Origin of the sequence: Streptomyces sp. NPDC088923 (assembly GCF_044749745.1) — a bacterium.
GTDB lineage: Bacteria > Actinomycetota > Actinomycetes > Streptomycetales > Streptomycetaceae > Streptomyces.
Map to the genome: position 1 here is coordinate 17,237 of NZ_JBIVIO010000005.1, position 18,063 is coordinate 35,299.

Annotated in this window: 16 protein-coding genes; 13 read left to right on the forward strand and 3 right to left on the reverse strand. The window is 74.5% G+C overall.

Going from position 1 to position 18,063, the window contains the following annotated elements; genetic code table 11:
• The first annotated feature begins 148 nt into the window (after positions 1 to 148).
• The 9 genes from ACIP4O_RS20400 to ACIP4O_RS20440 all read left to right on the forward strand — a co-directional run bounded on the left by ACIP4O_RS20400 (position 149) and on the right by ACIP4O_RS20440 (position 11,209).
• On the forward strand, positions 149 to 784 hold the full coding sequence (locus ACIP4O_RS20400) for an NUDIX hydrolase (protein WP_361331888.1): 636 nt from the start codon (positions 149 to 151) through the stop codon (positions 782 to 784).
• Between the two features lie 257 nt (positions 785 to 1,041).
• Positions 1,042 to 3,171, forward strand: a complete 2,130-nt coding sequence (locus ACIP4O_RS20405; protein ID WP_401576287.1) for a tetratricopeptide repeat protein — start codon at positions 1,042 to 1,044, stop codon at positions 3,169 to 3,171.
• 276 nt (positions 3,172 to 3,447) lie between these two features.
• Entirely contained in the window at positions 3,448 to 4,563 is a 1,116-nt protein-coding gene (ald, locus tag ACIP4O_RS20410) for an alanine dehydrogenase (RefSeq protein WP_401576289.1), read from the forward strand.
• Positions 4,564 to 5,110: 547 nt separating this feature from the next.
• Complete coding sequence (locus tag ACIP4O_RS20415; protein ID WP_239096405.1) at positions 5,111 to 6,118, forward strand: ParA family protein; 1,008 nt, start codon at positions 5,111 to 5,113, stop codon at positions 6,116 to 6,118.
• Positions 6,119 to 6,159: 41 nt separating this feature from the next.
• A complete protein-coding gene (locus ACIP4O_RS20420; protein WP_401576805.1) occupies positions 6,160 to 6,696 on the forward strand; it encodes a hypothetical protein in 537 nt (178 codons plus the stop codon).
• Between the two features lie 147 nt (positions 6,697 to 6,843).
• Entirely contained in the window at positions 6,844 to 8,031 is a 1,188-nt protein-coding gene (locus tag ACIP4O_RS20425; protein ID WP_401576807.1) for a segregation and condensation protein A, read from the forward strand.
• Positions 8,028 to 8,741 carry an SMC-Scp complex subunit ScpB gene (gene scpB / locus ACIP4O_RS20430; RefSeq protein ID WP_401576292.1) on the forward strand — a complete coding sequence of 238 codons (714 nt, stop codon included), beginning with the start codon at positions 8,028 to 8,030 and terminating at the stop codon, positions 8,739 to 8,741. The genes ACIP4O_RS20425 and scpB overlap by 4 nt, the downstream gene beginning before the upstream one ends.
• Positions 8,741 to 9,991, forward strand: coding sequence for a pseudouridine synthase (locus ACIP4O_RS20435; protein ID WP_401576294.1), 1,251 nt, complete (start codon positions 8,741 to 8,743; stop codon positions 9,989 to 9,991). The genes scpB and ACIP4O_RS20435 overlap by 1 nt, the downstream gene beginning before the upstream one ends.
• 171 nt (positions 9,992 to 10,162) lie before the next feature.
• Positions 10,163 to 11,209, forward strand: a complete 1,047-nt coding sequence (locus ACIP4O_RS20440; RefSeq protein ID WP_401576809.1) for an ADP-ribosylglycohydrolase family protein — start codon at positions 10,163 to 10,165, stop codon at positions 11,207 to 11,209.
• Here the strand turns inward: ACIP4O_RS20440 and ACIP4O_RS20445 are convergent.
• A complete protein-coding gene (locus tag ACIP4O_RS20445; RefSeq protein WP_401576296.1) occupies positions 11,195 to 11,929 on the reverse strand; it encodes a DNA polymerase beta superfamily protein in 735 nt (244 codons plus the stop codon). The genes ACIP4O_RS20440 and ACIP4O_RS20445 overlap by 15 nt on opposite strands.
• Positions 11,930 to 12,075: 146 nt before the next feature.
• On the opposite strand from ACIP4O_RS20445, the gene ACIP4O_RS20450 reads away from it, so the two are divergent.
• From ACIP4O_RS20450 to der, 4 genes are all read left to right on the forward strand, one after another.
• The gene (locus ACIP4O_RS20450) at positions 12,076 to 13,170 is read left to right on the forward strand and encodes a prephenate dehydrogenase (RefSeq protein WP_401576297.1); all 1,095 of its coding nucleotides are present in this window, start codon (positions 12,076 to 12,078) and stop codon (positions 13,168 to 13,170) included.
• A gap of 121 nt (positions 13,171 to 13,291) precedes the next feature.
• Positions 13,292 to 13,972: a (d)CMP kinase gene (gene cmk, locus ACIP4O_RS20455; RefSeq protein WP_361331872.1), complete on the forward strand. Its 681-nt coding sequence runs from the start codon at positions 13,292 to 13,294 to the stop codon at positions 13,970 to 13,972.
• Positions 13,930 to 14,643, forward strand: a complete 714-nt coding sequence (locus ACIP4O_RS20460; protein WP_401576299.1) for a lysophospholipid acyltransferase family protein — start codon at positions 13,930 to 13,932, stop codon at positions 14,641 to 14,643. The genes cmk and ACIP4O_RS20460 overlap by 43 nt, the downstream gene beginning before the upstream one ends.
• Before the next feature lie 138 nt (positions 14,644 to 14,781).
• The gene (gene der, locus ACIP4O_RS20465; RefSeq protein WP_401576300.1) at positions 14,782 to 16,248 is read left to right on the forward strand and encodes a ribosome biogenesis GTPase Der; all 1,467 of its coding nucleotides are present in this window, start codon (positions 14,782 to 14,784) and stop codon (positions 16,246 to 16,248) included.
• 111 nt (positions 16,249 to 16,359) lie between these two features.
• On the opposite strand, the gene ACIP4O_RS20470 is transcribed toward der, so the two are convergent.
• Together ACIP4O_RS20470 and ACIP4O_RS20475 are read right to left on the reverse strand one after the other, a co-directional pair.
• Positions 16,360 to 16,650 (reverse strand): hypothetical protein, encoded by a 291-nt coding sequence (locus ACIP4O_RS20470; RefSeq protein WP_401576302.1) that lies wholly within the window; start codon positions 16,648 to 16,650, stop codon positions 16,360 to 16,362.
• Between the two features lie 264 nt (positions 16,651 to 16,914).
• Positions 16,915 to 17,688 carry a hypothetical protein gene (locus tag ACIP4O_RS20475; protein ID WP_401576304.1) on the reverse strand — a complete coding sequence of 258 codons (774 nt, stop codon included), beginning with the start codon at positions 17,686 to 17,688 and terminating at the stop codon, positions 16,915 to 16,917.
• Positions 17,689 to 18,063 lie beyond the last annotated feature (375 nt).

The window sequence follows — 18,063 nt, forward strand, 5'->3', positions numbered from 1 at the left end:
GTCGCTCCGAGCGCCAGGGGCGCCCCGCACGTACGCGTGCCGGGGGCGCCCCTGTCCGCGTCCCCGGATGCGTACGCCTGTCCCCGGGCGACCTTTCGGGTGTGGTGGTTCCCGCGCGGGGGCAGGCGGGCTGCGGGAGGATGAGGGCATGACGATCAAGGACAACTCCGAGCAGTGGCGGACCACGGCGAGCGAGACGCCGTGGCAGGGCGCCAAGACGAGCGTGCGCAGCGAGAAGGTCGTGATGCCGGACGGCGAGGTCGCGACCCGCGACTACCAGGTGCACCCCGGGTCCGTCGTGATCCTCGCGCTCGACGAGGAGCGGCGCGTCGTCGTCGTCAACCAGTACCGGCACCCCGTGCGCGAACGGCTGTGGGAGCTGCCCGCCGGGCTGCTCGACGTCCCCGGCGAGAACCCGCTGCACGCCGCCGAGCGCGAACTCTTCGAGGAGGCGCACCTGGAGGCCGCCGAGTGGCATGTGCTCGTCGACCACTACTCCTCGCCCGGCGGCTCCGACGAGGCGGTACGGGTCTTCCTCGCGACCGGGCTGCGCGACGCGGGCCAGGAGCGGTACACCCCGGACGGTGAGGAGGCCGATATGCGCACGGCGCGCGTGCCGTACCAGGACCTCGTCCGCGGCTGCCTCGGCGGGGAACTGCACAACAGCTCCCTCGTCATCGGCGCCCTCGCGCTCGGCGCCCTCCTCGACGGCTCGGAGGACACCGAGGCCGTACTGAGCGGACTGCGCCCGGCCGACGCGCCCTGGCCCGCCCGGCCCTTCTGAGCCCGGTCCCGCAGAGGCCCCGTCCGTCCCGGCACGCGGCCCGGAAGACCCTCCTCACGCGCTCTCCTCTTCCGAAGCGTGGTCAGCAGCGGTCAGCAGCGGTCATCGGAAGAAATACTCATCCGATAGAGGGATGGTCACGCCAGGTCGTCGCCGGTTCGCCACGCACGGTGACGTACGCTCTGAGTCGCGCGTCCGTCCTGCCCTGGGCGGGGCGCGCGGCTCGGTGAGCGTGCGGCTGAACGGGAGCGTGGCCCGTGACGGACCAGGTGGTGGACACCGGCGGGGCGAACGGCGCCGGGGTGAGCGGTGTCGCCCCGGCGCGGACCCGTCACGGGCGCGTGACCGGCGCGGACGCCCTCCTCGGCAGGGAACGCGAACTCGCCTCGCTCCACGAGGACATCGGCCGTACCGGGCTCGACACCCTCGCCGGGCAGACCCCGCCCCGCGCCCGTGTCCTGCTGGTCGCGGGACGACCCGGTTCGGGCCGTACCGCCCTCGCGGAGACCTTCGCCGCGGCGCTCACCGAGCGTTATCCCGACGGGCTCCTGCGGGTCCGGCTCACCGACCCCGCGGGCGCCCCGGTCCCCGCCGGGGACGCCGCGCGGTCCCTCCTCGCCGACCTCGGCGAACAGACCCCGGCCGGGGCCGCTGAGGACGTCCTCACCGAACAGCTGCGCACCGCGCTCGCCGAGCGGAGCGTCCTGCTGCTCCTCGACGACGCCCACGACGCGGGGCAGGTGGACGAACTCCTCCCCGACAACCCCGCCTGCCTCCTCCTCGCCGTCGCCACCGGCCCGCTCACCGGGCTCAGCGACGTCCGCCCCTGCACCCTCGGCGGCCTGGAGCGGCAGGCCGCCGTACGCCTCGTCGAGCGGTACGCGGGGCCCGGGCGGGCCGCGGCCGACCCGCACGCCGCCGAGCGGCTGGCCGAGGAATGCCGGGGGCAGCCGGCCGCGCTCGTCCTCGCCGCGGGCTGGCTCGCCACGCGCCCCGAGTCCTCCGTCGCCGGCCTCCTCGCCCGCCTGGAGACGCACCGCGCCGCCGTGCCCCGCGCCCTGCCGCAGCCCGCGATGGGCGAGGAAGGCGCCGACGGCGCGGCCCCGCCCCGCGGGAAGACCGCCGCCGAGCTGCCCGTGGACCGGCTCCTGCGCTTCAGCCACGACCAGCTCCCCGCCTTCGACCAGCGCCTGCTGCGGCTGCTCCACCTCGCGCCCGAAGGGCTCGCCGACGCGCACACCGCGTCCGCGCTCGCGGGCTGCTCCGTCCAGCACGCCGCCGCGCGCCTGGAGCACTTCGTCCGGCACGGGCTGCTGCGCCCGCTCCCGGGCCCCCGCCCGGCCTACGAGGTGCCGGGCTGCCTCGTCCCGGGGCTGCGCGCCCTCGCCCGCGAGACCGACCGCCCGGCCGAACTCCAGCTCGCCCGCGCCCGCATGCTGGAGCGCACCGTGCGCCTCCTGCACTCCTGCCGTGCCACGAGCGAGCCGCTCGGCTCCCCGGCCCGCCAGCGCCTCGCCGGGCTCCCCTCCAGCCTGCGCTTCGCCGGCCCAGGGCCCGCCGCCGAGTGGCTCGCCGAGCGGCTGCCCGCGCTCCTGGCCGCGGCCCGGCTCGCCGTCGCCGAGGGCGCGTTCGACACCCTCGCGCGCCGCTACGTGGCGGCCCTCGTCCGCGCGCTCGTCGCGCACCGGGGCACCGAGGCCGCGGCGCCCGAACTGTACGGCCTGCACCGCCTCGTCCTCGATGTCGCGCGGCGCAGGGGCCTGCACCGCGAGGAGGCGGCGGCGCTCCTCAACCTCGCCGACCTCGACGCCCGCACGGGCCGTACCCGAGAGGCGCTCGCCCGCTACCGCGCGGCGCTCGACGCGGCCCGCACCGGGCGTGACCCGCACGCGGCGGGGCGCGCGATGGAGTCCCTCGCGGGCGCCCACCAGGAACTGGGCGACTGGGCGCGGGCCGCCGATTGGTACGGCAGGGCCCTCGCCCACCGCCTCGTGCGCGCCGAGGACGGCGAGGCGGCGCGCCTGTACGGCAAGTTGGCCGCCGTGCACGCGTACGCGGGGCGGTACGGGGACGCGCGGCGCAACTGGGGCTCGGCGATCGCCGTGCACAAGCGGCGCGGTGACGTGGCGGGCCAGGCGCGGGCGCTCGCCGAGCTGGCCAGGGTCCAGGAGTACGCGGGGCGGCCCGAGGAGGCGCTGCGCACCTGCCGCGAGGCGGTGGCCCTCGCCGAGCGCGCGGAGGACGAACGGCTGCGGGCGGCGCTGCACGTACGCCTCGCCGACACCCTCGACCGGCTCGGCGACCCGGCGTCGGCCCGCCACCACAGGGGACTCGCGGCGCGGCTGCTCGGCCCCGGCGAGGCGGCGGTGCTGCGGACGGGGATGTAGCGGGTTCCCGGGCGGCGCGTAGGGCTCGCGCAGGGGGCGTGTAGGGGGTCGCGTAGGGGGTCGCGTAGGGGGTCGCGCCTCTGGTTCACCTACGAAATCCGTAGCACTTCCCGGAAAGAATGATGCTTTGAAAGGCTGGACAGCGGGAATCCCTTCATTAGACTGGCGAAGCCGCAGATCAGCGGCTCTTCCCCTGGTGCGCCCTCGTGGATACGGGTATGTAGTTCCGTGCCCCTTTTGTCCCGGGCCCTCTCTAGTCAAGGATCGTGATCGACGATGAAGGTCGGCATCCCCCGCGAGGTCAAGAACAACGAGTTCCGGGTGGCCATCACCCCGGCCGGGGTCCACGAGCTGCGCCGCCAGGGGCACGAGGTGTTCGTCGAGGCGAGGGCGGGCGCGGGCTCCTCGATCACCGACGAGGAGTTCGCGGTGGCGGGAGCGGTCATCCTCCCCACGGCCGACGAGGTGTGGGCCCGCGCGGATCTCCTCCTCAAGGTGAAGGAGCCGATCGCCGAGGAGTACCACCGGATGCGCAAGGACCAGGTGCTCTTCACGTACCTGCACCTCGCCGCCTCGCGCGCGTGCACCGACGCGCTCCTCGCGTCCGGGACCACCGCGATCGCCCTGGAGACCGTCGAGACGGCCGACCGCAGGCTCCCGCTGCTCGCCCCGATGTCGGAGGTCGCCGGGCGGCTCGCCCCGCAGGTCGGCGCCTACCACCTCATGCGGCCCGCCGGCGGGCGCGGCGTGCTCCCCGGGGGAGTGCCCGGGGTCGTCGCGGGCAAGGCCGTCGTCATCGGCGGTGGCGTCTCGGGGTGGAACGCGGCGCAGATCGCGATCGGCATGGGCTTCCACGTCAAGCTCCTCGACAAGGACGTCACCAAGCTCAAGGAGGCCGACAAGGTCTTCGGCACCCGCGTCCAGACCGTCGTCTCGACCGCGTACGAACTGGAGATCGCCTGCCTCGAGGCGGACCTCGTCGTCGGCGCCGTCCTCGTGCCCGGGGCCAAGGCCCCCAAGCTCGTCTCCAACGACCTCGTCTCGCGCATGAAGCCGGGAAGTGTCCTTGTCGACATCGCGATCGACCAGGGTGGCTGCTTCGAGGACTCGCGCCCCACCACGCACGCCGAGCCGACCTTTCCCGTGCACGACTCGGTCTTCTACTGCGTCGCCAACATGCCGGGCGCCGTCCCGCACACCTCCACCCACGCCCTCACCAACGCCACGCTCCCGTACGTGCTCGAACTCGCCGGGCGCGGCTGGATCGACGCGCTGCGCCGCGACGCCTCCCTCGCCAAGGGTCTCAACGTCCATGACGGCAAGGTGTATTACCGCGAGGTCGCCGAGGCGCACGGGCTGGCGTACGCCGAGACCCACACGCTCCTGGACTGACGCGCGCGCCCCTCTTCCCCGGCGTCCGCGAGGCAGGGGGGCGCGTCAACAGGTGTCGCGTTTCTCACGCCAACGGCCGGACCTTCGCGAGCAGGTCCGGCCGTTGGCGTGCGGCGATGTGACAGCTTTTGCGCGAAAGTCTTCCAACTGGGCGGCCGCGTCACGCTTCGAGGGCGTTTGACGTGCCGAACTCGCGTGTGCCGAGGGGGTGATGCGCGACCGTGCACCCTTGACATCCGCCCTCGCGCACACCGACACATCGGGCCGGGTCCGGCGGATTGTGTTGCTGCGGAGTGGTGACACGCCATAGAGTCGCCAACCGTCGGCATGGTGCCACGCTGACCTATCCAGAAGTTTCCTGGTCGCCAAGGAGGTAAGACGACTTGTGAATGAGTCGACATTTTCTCCCGGGGGTGGCCAACCGGAGCTGGCCGCGCGGAGCGGTGGTCTCGCGAGTCCGTCGACGGTCGCTCCCGCTGGTTCCGTCGCCGTCCGCACCTTCGCGGCCCGCCAGAGTCTCCCGCCGACGCAGACCGCACACCACAGCATGGATGGCCATATCGTGAACGCCATGGCCGGCGACCCGAGCGGCGACACCTTCGCCGACTACGAGGAGCTGCCCGAGGGGCACTTCTACGACCCGGACGCCGAGTACGAGCCGGACCCCGAGTACGCGGCCACGCTGGCCCCCGACGCCGCGCGGCAGCGCCGCGAGCGGATCGGCCCCACCGGGCGCCCGCTTCCCTACTTCCCGATCCCCGGGCCCCTCACCGACCACGGCCCGGCGAAGATCATCGCGATGTGCAACCAGAAGGGCGGGGTCGGCAAGACGACCTCGACCATCAACCTCGGCGCCGCGCTCGCCGAGTACGGACGCCGCGTCCTCCTCGTCGACTTCGACCCGCAGGGCGCCCTCTCGGTCGGCCTCGGGGTCAACCCGATGGAGCTGGACCTGACGGTCTACAACCTCCTTCTCGAACGCGGGATGTCGCCCGACGAGGTGCTGCTCAAGACGGCCGTGCCCAATATGGACCTGCTGCCGAGCAACATCGACCTCTCGGCCGCCGAGGTCCAGCTCGTCTCCGAGGTGGCCCGCGAGTCCACCCTCCAGCGGGCGCTCAAGCCGCTCATGGCCGACTACGACTACATCGTGATCGACTGCCAGCCCTCGCTCGGCCTGCTCACCGTCAACGCGCTCACCGCGGCGCACAAGGTGATCGTCCCGCTGGAGTGCGAGTTCTTCGCGCTGCGCGGCGTCGCGCTGCTCACCGAGACGATCGAGAAGGTGCAGGAGCGGCTCAACCCCGAGCTGGAGCTCGACGGCATCCTCGCCACGATGTACGACTCCCGCACGGTGCACAGCCGCGAGGTGCTCGCGCGCGTCGTCGAAGCCTTCGACGATCACGTGTACCACACCGTCATCGGCCGTACGGTGCGCTTCCCCGAGACCACCGTGGCCGGGGAGCCCATCACCACCTACGCCTCCAACTCCGTCGGCGCCGCCGCCTACCGCCAGCTCGCCAGGGAGGTGCTCGCCCGGTGTCACGCCGAGTGAGTCTGCCCGGAGCCGAAGAACTCTTCCGTACGACCGGGGGCATGGCCCTCCAGCCCTCCTCGGGTCCGCGCCCGCAGCCGACGGGCGCGCGGAGCGGGACCGGGGAGGCCGCGACCGAGGAGGACGCGGGCGAACACCAGGGGCGGGACTCCGCGCCCGCTCCCGTGGACGGCGGGCCCGCGGTTCCCCCGCCGGTGCCCGGAGTGCGCCCCGCGCGCCGTCCCGGCGCCGAGGCGGGGCAGCAGGCCCCGGTGCCCTCCGTGCCGCAGGCCAGGCAGCCGGGCCCCGGCGCGGGCGGCGCCCCGGCCCCCCAGCCGCCGCAGGGCCAGCCCCGCCGCAGGGGTCGTGGCGCGGGCCGCAGGCCGAGCGGCCGCGAGCGGCACGACGAGAAGATCACGGTGTACGTCTCGGCCGAGGAACTCATGGACCTCGAACACGCCCGCCTCGTCCTGCGCGGCGAGCACGGACTCGCCGTGGACCGGGGCCGCATCGTCCGCGAGGCGGTCGCCGTCGTCCTCGCCGACCTGGAGTCGCGCGGCGACGCGAGCATCCTCGTCCGGCGGCTGCGGGGACGCTGAGGCGCGGCGGTTACGGGGCGCGGGTGCGCGGGGCGCTCCGCTGGTGTGCGGCCGGTGAGCCGGTGCGCCCCGCCCGCCGGGGCCACGCCCGGAGGTAGCGTGCGAGGCGAACTCCCCGGCCCCCGAACCCTCCAGGACCTGCCCGCCATGCCGCCCACCCCCGCATCCGAGCCGCCCCACCGAGGCCGCCGCCCCCTCGGCCGCGGCGGCGCCACGAGGCGTCCGCGCCTGGGGGAGGGCGCCCGGCGCCCGAAGGCGGAAGCCGCGGGGAGCGAGGCGGCGCCGCACGACGTACGAGAGGCGAATCCCTCGCCCGCAGGCGTACGGGACGCGGAGACGTCCCCGGCGGGCGCGGGGGAGCCGGACAACGGACCGGTCGCACCCGCGGCGGCGCGGCCCTCCCGCGCGAGGCCCACCGACCACGTACGCACGTCCCCGCCGGACCTCCCGCCCCCGGGCGGCCCGACAGCGGCCGAGGCCGCCGCTCCCGGCACCCCGGCCGGCTCCGCCGACACCGGGCCCCCCGCCCCCGACGCCCCCGCCAAGGGCGCCTTCACGCTGCGGCTCGACAACTTCGAGGGGCCCTTCGACCTGCTGCTCCAGCTCATCTCGCGACACAAGCTCGACGTCACCGAGGTCGCGCTCTCGCGCGTGACCGACGAGTTCATGGCGCACATCCGGGGGATGGGGAGCGAGTGGGACCTCGACCAGACGACCGAGTTCCTCGTCGTCGCCGCGACCCTGCTCGACCTGAAGGCCGCCCGGCTGCTGCCCGTCGCCGAGGTCGAGGACGAGGCGGATCTCGCCCTCCTTGAGGCGCGGGACCTGTTGTTCGCGCGGTTGTTGCAGTACCGGGCGTACAAGCAGGTCGCGGACATCTTCGCGGGGCGCCTCGCGCGTGAGGCGCGGCGCTTTCCCCGTACCGTCGCGATGGAGCCCCGCTTCGCCGAGCTGCTGCCCGACGTCGTGATCAGGATCGGGCCCGAGGGCTTCGCGCGGCTCGCCGTCAAGGCGATGCGGCCGAAGCCGGAACCCGCCGTGTACGTGGACCACATCCACGCCCCGCTCGTCTCCGTACGGGAACAGGCGGGGTTGCTCGTGGCACGTCTTCGCGAGGTGGGCGAAGCCGATTTCGGGGTCCTCGTCGCGGACACCGACGACACCCTCACCGTCGTCGCCCGCTTCCTCGCGCTCCTGGAGCTGTACCGCGAGAAGGCGGTGGCGCTGGAGCAGGAGGAGGCGCTCGGTACGCTCACCGTCCGCTGGACCGGCGGCGAGGAGGACGCGGCGGCCTCCGCCGTCACCGACGAGTTCGACCAGGAGCACACCCCATGAGCCAGGACATCGACACGAGCTTCGCGCGGGAGGAGGAACTCGTCCCGGAGCTGGCCGCTCTCGATCTGCGGCCCGCGCTCGAAGCCGTGCTCATGGTCGTCGACGAGCCCGCGACCGAGGAGCACCTCGCCAAGGTGCTCCAGCGGCCCGTACGGCAGGTCGCGGGGGCGCTGCGGGCGCTCGCCGACGAGTACACGGCGCAGGGGCGCGGTTTCGAGCTGCGGCTCGTGGCCGGCGGCTGGCGGTTCTACTCGCGGGCGACGTACGCGGCGGCCGTCGAGAGCTTCGTGCTCGACGGGCAGCAGGCCCGGCTCACGCAGGCGGCGCTGGAGACGCTGGCGGTCGTCGCGTACCGGCAGCCGGTCAGCCGCGCGCGGGTCTCGGCGGTGCGCGGGGTCAACTGCGACGGCGTCATGCGCACCCTCCTCCAGCGCGGGCTGGTGGAGGAGGCGGGCACGGAACGCGAGAGTGGTGCGATCCTGTACCGGACGACGCACTACTTCCTGGAGCGGATGGGCCTGCGCGGCCTGGACGAGCTTCCGGAGCTGGCCCCCTTCCTGCCGGAAGCGGAGGCCATCGAGGCTGAGACACTGGAAGGTGTGCCGTCGTTCGATCCGGACGCCGAAGACGACGGCGCCGCGCACGGTCACGGATACACCGGGGCCGTCGAAGACGACCATCTCGACCACCTCGATCCGACGGAACACTGATGCGAAGCAGCGGCAGGGACAGCGGGCGCGGGAATCACCGGGGAGCCGGTAACCAGCGCGACGACAAGCAGAAGAGGGCGGGACGCCCCCGTCCCGAGGAACGCCGCTACGACGTGCCGGGAGCGCACGGCGGCAGCGAGGACAAGCGCACGGGCGGCAGGCCCGGGGGCGGCGCGGGCAGGCCGGGCGGCTCCGGCAAGGGCTCCGGCTCCGGCTCGCGGGGCGGCTCGGGCTCCGGTACGCGGGGCGGCTCGGGCTCGTACGGTTCGGGCTCCGGCTCCTACGGCTCCGGCTCGGACTCGTACGGCTCCGGCTCCGGCGCCCGCTCCGGCGCCCGCGGGGACTCCGCGCGCGGCGGGGCCAAGGGCGGCCCGAAGCGCGGCACGAAGGACGGCCCGGGCTCGCGCCGCCCCCGTACCGCCGCCGCGCGGCCGCGTGAGCTGGACGCGAAGCTGGAGGAGCGCAACCGCGAGCGGTACGCCGAGAAGGACTCCCGGCCGAGGCCCCCGAAGACGTTCCCCGGGGCCGAGCAGGAGGGTGAGCGCCTCCAGAAGGTGCTCGCGCGCGCCGGTTACGGCTCGCGGCGGGCCTGCGAGGAGCTCATCGAGCAGGCGCGCGTCGAGGTCAACGGCGAGATCGTCCTGGAGCAGGGCCTGCGTGTGAAGCCGAGCGACGAGATCAAGGTCGACGGGCTCACGGTCGCCACGCAGTCGTACCAGTTCTTCTCGCTCAACAAGCCCGCCGGTGTCGTCGCCACGATGGAGGACCCCGAGGGCCGCCAGAACCTGGGCGACTACGTCAACAACCGCGAGACCCGGCTCTTCCACGTCGGCCGGCTCGACACCGAGACCGAGGGCGTCATCCTCCTCACCAACCACGGTGAGCTGGCCCACCGCCTGACCCACCCCCGCTACGGCGTGCGCAAGACGTACCTCGCGCACATCGTCGGGCCGATCCCGCGCGACCTGGGCAAGCGACTCAAGGACGGGATCGAGCTGGAGGACGGCTGGGCGCGCGCCGACCACTTCCGGGTCGTCGAGCAGACCGGCAAGAACTACCTCGTCGAGGTGACCCTCCACGAGGGCCGCAAGCACATCGTGCGCCGCATGCTCGCCGAGGCGGGCTTCCCCGTCGACAAGCTCGTGCGGACCGCCTTCGGGCCGATCACGCTCGGGGACCAGAAGTCGGGCTGGCTGCGGCGGCTGAGCAACACCGAGGTCGGGATGCTCATGCGCGAGGTCGATCTGTAGGACGCGCGCTACGCAGGGGCGGTGGGCCGGTGCGGCCCGCCGCCCCTGCGGCGTTTCCGGGGTGTCCGGGGTGCGGCGGGCTCGTGCGCGGGGCGTGGTGCGAAGGGCTTGTGCGGGGCCCCGCGCCCCCTTATCGTCATTCTGACGATGAATGAAGAGGTAACGCGCGAGATGACGTACGAGACGACGACCGCCCCCGCCCGCGACGACCGCCCCGCCACCGGCGCCCTCCTGGGCCTCGCGCTGGGCGACGCGCTCGGCTTCCCGACCGAGTTCGACGACGTGCCGGGCATCCTCGCGAAGTGCGGGCCCTGGCGTGAGATGGACCTCCCGCGGCCGACCGCCTGGATCTCCGACGACACCCAGATGACCTTGGCCTTCGCGCGCGGCCTGGAGACCGCCGCCTCGCGCGGCACGCTCGCCCCCCTGCGCTGCGAGCGCCCCGTGCGCGAGGAGTTCGTGAACTGGTACCAGTCCCCGGACAACAACCGGGCCCCCGGCAACACCTGTCTGCGCGCCTGCCTCGTCCTCAAGGACCCCGCCAAGCCCTGGCAGGACGCGAGCCAGGTCCACTCCAAGGGCTGCGGCGCCAACATGCGCGTCGCGCCCGCCGCGCTGCTCCCGGGGCTCGGCCGCGAGACCCGTTCCGCGCTCGCCCAGTGGCAGGCCGCCCTCACCCACGGCCATCCCACCGCGCTCGCCGCGAGCGACCTCACCGCGCACACCATCCGGCTCCTCGCCGACGGCACGGAGCCCGCCGCGCTGCTGCCGCGCTTGCGCGCCTACGCCGAGGAGCACCGCACGACGTACCACGAGGCGTGGCTCGGGGACCTGTGGCGGCGGGCGGGCGACCCCTCGCCCGGCGTGTACGCCGCGCGCGGCTGGGACGAGTGCCTCGCGATCCTCGACCGCGTCGAGGCCGCGCCCCGCGATCCCGAGCGCGACCCCTGCGAACTGACCGGCGACGGCTGGATCGCCGAGGAGGCCTTCGCGACCGCGCTCCTGTGCTTCCTGCTCTTCCCCGGGGACCCGCTGCTCGTGCTCCGACGGGCGGCGTGCACGCGCGGCGACTCGGACTCGCTCGCCTGCGTCGCCGGGGCCTTCGCGGGCGCGCACGCGGGCGAGGCGGCGTGGCCGGGGGAGTGGGTGGAGCGGGTGGAGCACCGCGACGAGCTGCGGGCGATCGGGTGGCGGTGGGACGGGTCAGCGCAGCGCTGAGGCACGCCTGACCCGTACGAGGAAGTCCTCCACCCGGGCGTGGTCGGGCCCGGCCGGGAGCCTGGTGCGGGCCGCCTTCGCCTCCGTCTCGGCGAGGAGCCGCTCGGTGCGGCCCGACCAGGACTCCCACGTCGTCTCGCCGTGCCGGACGGCGAGCAGTTCCTCGCGGTACGGGGTCATGTCGACCACGTACCTGCCCGTGCGCAGCAGCTCGCGTGCCGTGAGCAGCAGGCGCAGCAGGTGCATCGCGTGCTTCCAGCGCGGCGCGCCCTGGCCGCGCAGGTCGGCGGCGAGCTTGCGGCCCTGACTGTGCGCGTAGCGCGTCAGCGCGTCGACGACCGTGCGCGAGAGGAAGGCGTCCCGCAGCGCGAGCAACTCGGCGCCGACCGGCTCGACGCCGAGGACGAGCGGGGAGTGCAGCGCCTCGATGACGTTCGGGTCGCCGCGCAGCGCGAGCGCGCAGGCACGCTCCAGCTCCCAGCTCAGTTGCTCGCGCGCGGGGCCGGGGACGTGGGTGGGCGGTTTCTCGAAGCGCCAGAAGTCGGGCGTGGGCGCGAGGAAGATCCCGCGCAGGTCGGTGTCGCTCGCCGGGGTCGCGAGGCCCTGGGCGCGCGAGCCCGTGACGCAGGCGTAGACGGTGTGGTCGCGGACGTAGCGCGCGCCGTCGGGGACGGGCACGGCGGGGGCGGTGGGAGCGCGGACGGGTTCTGCGGGACTCATCCCGGGAGCGTAGGACGCGGGGACGGTGGCCGCCCGCCAATTTAGGGCGCGGGGCGCCCTGCCGGGTGACTACCCTGATCAGGGGCCGCGTTCCGGCCCCGTACGCCACCCCGCCCCCCGCCCGTGACCGCGCAAGGAACCACCCTGTGAGAACCGCACTCGTCGTCGGCACCGGACTCATCGGTACCTCGCTCGCCCTCGCCCTGACCCGGCGGGGCGTGACCGTGCACCTCGTCGACCAGGACACCGACGCGGCCCGCACCGCCGCCTCGCTCGGCGCGGGGACGACCGAGCCGCCCGCGGGAACCGTCGACCTCGCGATCGTCGCCGTGCCGCCCGCGTACGTCGCCGGGACCCTCGCGGAACTCCTGGGCGCGGACGCCGCGCACGGTTACCTCGACGTCGCGAGCGTCAAGGGTGGCCCGCGCCGCGAGCTGGAGGCCCTCGGCACCGACCCCGGGCGGCTGCGCCGCTACCTCGGCACCCACCCCATGGCGGGCCGGGAGCGCTCCGGGCCGCTCGCCGCGACCGCCGAGCTCTTCGAGGGCAGCCCCTGGGTCCTCACCCCCGCCCGCGACACCGACACCGAGGTCCTCAACCAGGCACTCGAACTCGTCGCGCACTGCCGCGCGGTGCCCGTCGTCATGGACGGCGGCGCGCACGACAGCGCCGTGGCGCTCGTCTCGCACATGCCGCAGCTCATGTCCACGCTCGTCGCCGCGCGCCTGGAGCACGCCGACGACACGGCGGTCCGGCTGTGCGGGCAGGGCATCAGGGACGTGACCCGCGTCGCGGGCTCCGATCCCGCGATGTGGATCGACATCCTCTCGGCCAACCCCGGCCCCGTCGCCGACCTGCTCGACGCGATCGGCGAGGACCTCGGCGAGGCGGTACGGGTCCTGCGCCTCCTGGAGTCCGCCGATCCCGCCAAGCGCACCGAGGGCGCCCAGGGCGTCGAGCGGCTGCTGCGGCGCGGCAACGCGGGCCGCGCCCGCGTCCCCGGCAAGCACGGCAGCACCCCGGCCGCCTATGAGGTCATCGCCGTCCTCATCAGCGACCGGCCCGGCGAGCTGGCCCGCATCTTCGCGGACGCGGGGCGCGCCGGGGTCAACATCGAGGACGTGCGCATCGAACACGCCACCGGACAGCAGGCGGGCCTCGTGCAGCTCTCCGTGGCCCCGGAGGCCGCGCCGGGGCTCGCGGCGGCGCTGCGGGAGCGCGGCTGGTCGCTGCGCGCCTGAGGGAGGCGGGGGCGGGGCGGCGCGGGGCCCCCACCGGGCCGCGTACCCGACGACCCGTACCGCCCCGGTAACCTAGGTTTCCGCCATTCAGCCCAACCGCCGGCCCCGCGAAAGGTCCACCGTGGAATCCGTGATCGTTGCCATCGACGGCCCCTCCGGGACGGGGAAGTCCAGCACATCGAAGGCGGTCGCCGCCAAGCTGGGGCTGAGCTACCTCGACACCGGCGCCCAGTACCGGGCGATCACGTGGTGGATGCTGCGCAACGGCGTGGACGTCGCGGACCCGGCCGCGATCGCCGCCGCGGCCGGCAAGCCCGAGATCGTCTCGGGCACCGACCCCGCCGCACCCACGATCACCGTGGACGGCACGGACGTCGCCGCCCCGATCCGCACCCAGGAGGTCACCTCGAAGGTCAGCGCGGTCAGCGCCGTCCCCGAGGTGCGCCGCGCGATCACCGAGTTGCAGCGCTCGATCGCCCGCGCCGCGCGCGAGGGCATCGTCGTCGAGGGCCGCGACATCGGTACGACGGTGCTGCCCGACGCCGGCCTCAAGGTCTTCCTGACCGCTTCGCCCGAGGCGCGCGCCGCGCGCCGCAGCGGTGAGCTGAAGGGCAAGGAGGCGAGCGACCTCGCCGCGACCCGGCAGGCGCTCGTCGCGCGCGACGCCGCCGACTCGGGTCGCAAGACCTCCCCGCTCGCCAAGGCGGACGACGCCGTCGAGGTGGACACCACCGACCTGAGCCTGGAACAGGTCATCGAGTGCGTCGTCACCCTCGTCGAGGAGAAGCGAGCGGGGCGGTGACCTCCGCACGGGGGGCGGCGACGGGCGCCGCGGCGGCCTCCGACCGCGGTGCGGCGGTGGGCCGGGGCATCGGCGTCGGGCTCATGAACGCGCTCTGGCGGCCCCGGGTGCTCGGCGCCTGGCGCGTACCGGCGAGCGGCCCGGTGATCCTCGCGGTCAACCACACGCACATGATCGACGGCCCGATGCTCATGGGCACCGCGCCCCGGCCGGTGCACTTCCTCATCAAGAAGGAAGCCTTCGTCGGGCCGCTCGACCCCTTCCTGCGGGGTATCGGACAGCTCGCCGTGGACCGCTCCGGTACCGACCGCACGGCGATCACCGGCGCACTCGACGTCCTCGCCGCCGGGCACGTCCTCGGGATCTTCCCCGAGGGCACACGCGGCGAGGGCGACTTCGCGGCGCTGCGCGCGGGGCTCGCGTACTTCGCGGTCCGCAGCGGCGCCCCGGTCGTGCCCGTCGCCGTGCTCGGCTCCACGGACCGGGCGAGCAGGATCGTCGGGAAGCTGCCCGCGCTGCGCAGCCGCGTGGACCTCGTCTTCGGCGAGCCGTTCACGGCCGGGGACGGCGGCGGACGCCGGACCCGGGCCGCGCTCGACGCGGCGACGACCGGCATCCAGGAGCGGCTGAGCGCGCACCTGGCGCAGGCCAGGCGGCTCACGGGGCGCTGACACCGGGGGAGCGGGCGCCCGCTGAGCGGGCCGGGCGGGCGGCTCGAGCGGGTGGTCCGCATCCGCTCCCGCGCTGAGCGACACTTGACCGGGGACCGAGAACGGTCCCCGACGACAGACGACAGAGGTACGCACTTCATGAACGACCACCATTCCTTCGAGGGCGAAGAGCACGGCGCGCTCGGGGACGCCGAGTACGAGCGGTTCATGGAGCTTGCGGCCGAGGAGGGCTTCGACGTCGAGGACGTCGAGGACGCCATCGGCGAGGCCGGGCACGGACCGCTGCCCCGGCTCGCCGTCGTCGGCCGCCCCAATGTCGGCAAATCGACTCTCGTGAACCGCATCATCGGCCGCCGCGAGGCCGTCGTGGAGGACCGGCCCGGCGTCACGCGCGACCGCGTGACCTACGAGGCCGAGTGGGCCGGACGCCGCTTCAAGCTCGTCGACACCGGCGGCTGGGAGCAGGACGTCCTCGGCATCGACGCCTCCGTCGCGGCGCAGGCCGAGTACGCGATCGAGGCGTCCGACGCGGTCGTCTTCGTCGTGGACGCGACCGTCGGCGCGACCGACACGGACGAGGCCGTCGTGCGGCTGCTGCGCAAGGCGGGCAAGCCCGTCGTGCTGTGCGCCAACAAGGTCGACGGCCCCTCGGGCGAGGCGGACGCGGCGATGCTGTGGTCCCTCGGCCTCGGCGAGCCGCACCCCGTCTCCGCCCTGCACGGGCGCGGTACGGGCGACATGCTCGACGCCGTGCTCGAAGCGCTGCCCGACGCGCCGAAGGAGACCTTCGGCTCCGCGGGGATCGGCGGCCCGCGCCGCGTCGCCCTCATCGGGCGCCCGAACGTCGGCAAGTCCTCACTGCTCAACAAGCTCGCGGGCGAGGACCGCGTCGTCGTCAACGAGCAGGCGGGCACGACGCGCGACCCGGTGGACGAGCTGATCGAGCTGGGCGGCGTGACCTGGAAGTTCGTCGACACCGCGGGCATCCGCAAGCGCGTCCACCTCCAGCAGGGCGCCGACTACTACGCCTCGCTGCGCACCGCCGCCGCCGTCGAGAAGGCCGAGGTCGCCGTCGTCCTCATCGACGGGGCCGACTCCATCTCGGTGCAGGACCAGCGCATCCTCACGATGGCCGTCGACGCGGGCCGCGCCCTCGTCCTCGCGTACAACAAGTGGGACACGCTCGACGAGGAGCGCCGCTACTACCTGGAGCGCGAGATCGAGCGCGAACTCGGTCAGGTCGCCTGGGCGCCGCGCGTGAACATCTCGGCGCGGACCGGGCGGCACATGGAGAAGCTCGTACCGGCGCTGGAGACGGCGCTCGCGGGCTGGGAGACGCGGGTGCCGACCGGTCGCCTCAACGCGTTCCTCGGTGAACTGGTCGCCGCGCACCCGCACCCGGTGCGGGGCGGCAAGCAGCCGCGCATCCTCTTCGGCACGCAGGCGGGGACGAAGCCGCCCCGGTTCGTGCTCTTCGCCTCGGGGTTCATCGAGGCGGGGTACCGGCGCTTCATCGAGCGGCGGCTGCGCGAGGAGTTCGGGTTCGAGGGGACACCGGTGCAGATCTCGGTGCGGGTGCGGGAGAAGCGCGGACGCAAGAAGTGAGGTGAACCCCCGCGGGGGCGCGGGGCGGGTCCGGGTTCACGGGTCCGCCCCGTTCGGCGTTCTCGCGCGGGGGCCGGGTGCGGTGCCGGACCGGCGGGCCCGCGGGCGCAGTCAGGACTCCGTGCGCCTCGGGGCCGGGGGCAGGGCCGCCCGGGGATGCGTGGCGGGGCGCTGCCAGTCGGCGGGTGGCTGGGGGGCCGGGGCGGCCCAGCCGTAGCCGGTGTGGACCGAAGCCGAGGGGGGCGTGCGCGGGGACTGGTGGTGGAACAGGGGCAGGCCCAGTTCGTCCTCGCCGCCCCACTCGCCGGGCACGGTGCGGAACAGGCGGCGGTACTCGGCGAAGAGCGCGTCGTAGATGGGGGTCGCGGAGAAGCCGGGACGGTGCTCCTGCGCGGGGCGCATCGCGGGGATGGCGCGGTGTCGGGGGGACTCGCGGGGGGACTCGTAGGGGTGCACGTCCTGCCAACGACGGGGCCCGCGCGGGGATGCGGGCGAATACCCCACCGGCTCAGCCGGGCGGGCGCGGAGCCGCTCCCCGCGCCCGCCCGCGCTCCCGTCCGCCCCTGGGGACGCACGGGAGGAGGGGGTGCGCGCGTCGCTCGGGCGCGTACCCCCGGTCGAAAGCCGCCCGCGGGCTCGGGGGACGCGGGCGGCCGGGTGGTCCGGTCAGGTACCGGCGAGCGGCATCGCGGCGGCGACGAGCAGGCCGCGCGCCGCCGCCTTGTCGAGCGCCTCGCGGAGCAGGTCCTCGCGGGGCTGGCGGCCGATGCCGCCGACCGGGGCCGCGTACACGAGGACGGTCTGCCGCTTGTTCGCCGCGGTGCGCCAGCCCTCGGTGACCTGGAGCGGCTGGTGGGCCTGCCACCAGGCGACGGGGGCGCCGCCGTCGGGGCCGGGCTGGAGCACGGCGTGCAACTGCCCCACCGCGAGCAGCACCGACCAGCCGTGCAGGACCTGCGGCACCGCGCTCACCTCGTGGACCGGGGCGAAGCCCTGCTCCTGGAGCAGCGGCAGGAAGGCGTCGTCCGGGCCCGTGGTGCCGGGGCGGGCGATCGGCCCCGTCGGCTCCACGACGAGCGCGGGGTGGAGTTCGCCGTCGAGCAGTACGAGGCCGCTCGTGACGCCGAGCACCGCCTGCTGCGGCCCCGCTTCCTCACTCGCCTCGCTCGCGGTGATCGAGGCGACGGCGCCCTGCAACTGCTCCTCGGTGACCCGTACGACCTGCGAGGGCAGACAGCCCGCGTGCGCGAAGGCGAGCACGGCGGTCTCCTCGCCGACGAAGAGCACGGTGCTGGTGTGCTCGTGCTCCGAGTCCCCCGGAGTACGGCAGGAGGTGCAGTCGTAGGCGCCGGGAGCACTTTCCCCGGCGAGCAACCGATCGGCTTCTTCGTCACCGATCTCGGCGCGTACGTCGTCGGCGACGTCGAGAATGCGCGGCACGGGGGCTCCTCGGTCTCGTATACCCGCGTGCCCGGGGCGTCCGGCGCACGCACGTACCGGGCGGGTCCCGGCACACGTCCGGTCAACGGGCGACCGCGGCCCGGGTCACGCCGCACCCGGCGCGGAATGGCCGCGTCCGTTCCTCGCCCGCGTCCCGGGCCCACGTCCCCGCCGTGCCCCGCGCCAACTGGGCTTCGTACGGATGCGCGCCGCGACGGCGGAGCGCGATCCCGCGGACCCCGATAGGGCAAAAGGGGTAAAGAGGGAGCAAACGACCCGTCAGGTGTGGCTGAAAACAGTCGAACGAGCCTCGGAAACGCAGCCATCCGGCTGGACTTCTCCCCCTCCTGGCTCAGCGCCCGCCACCGCCCCGTG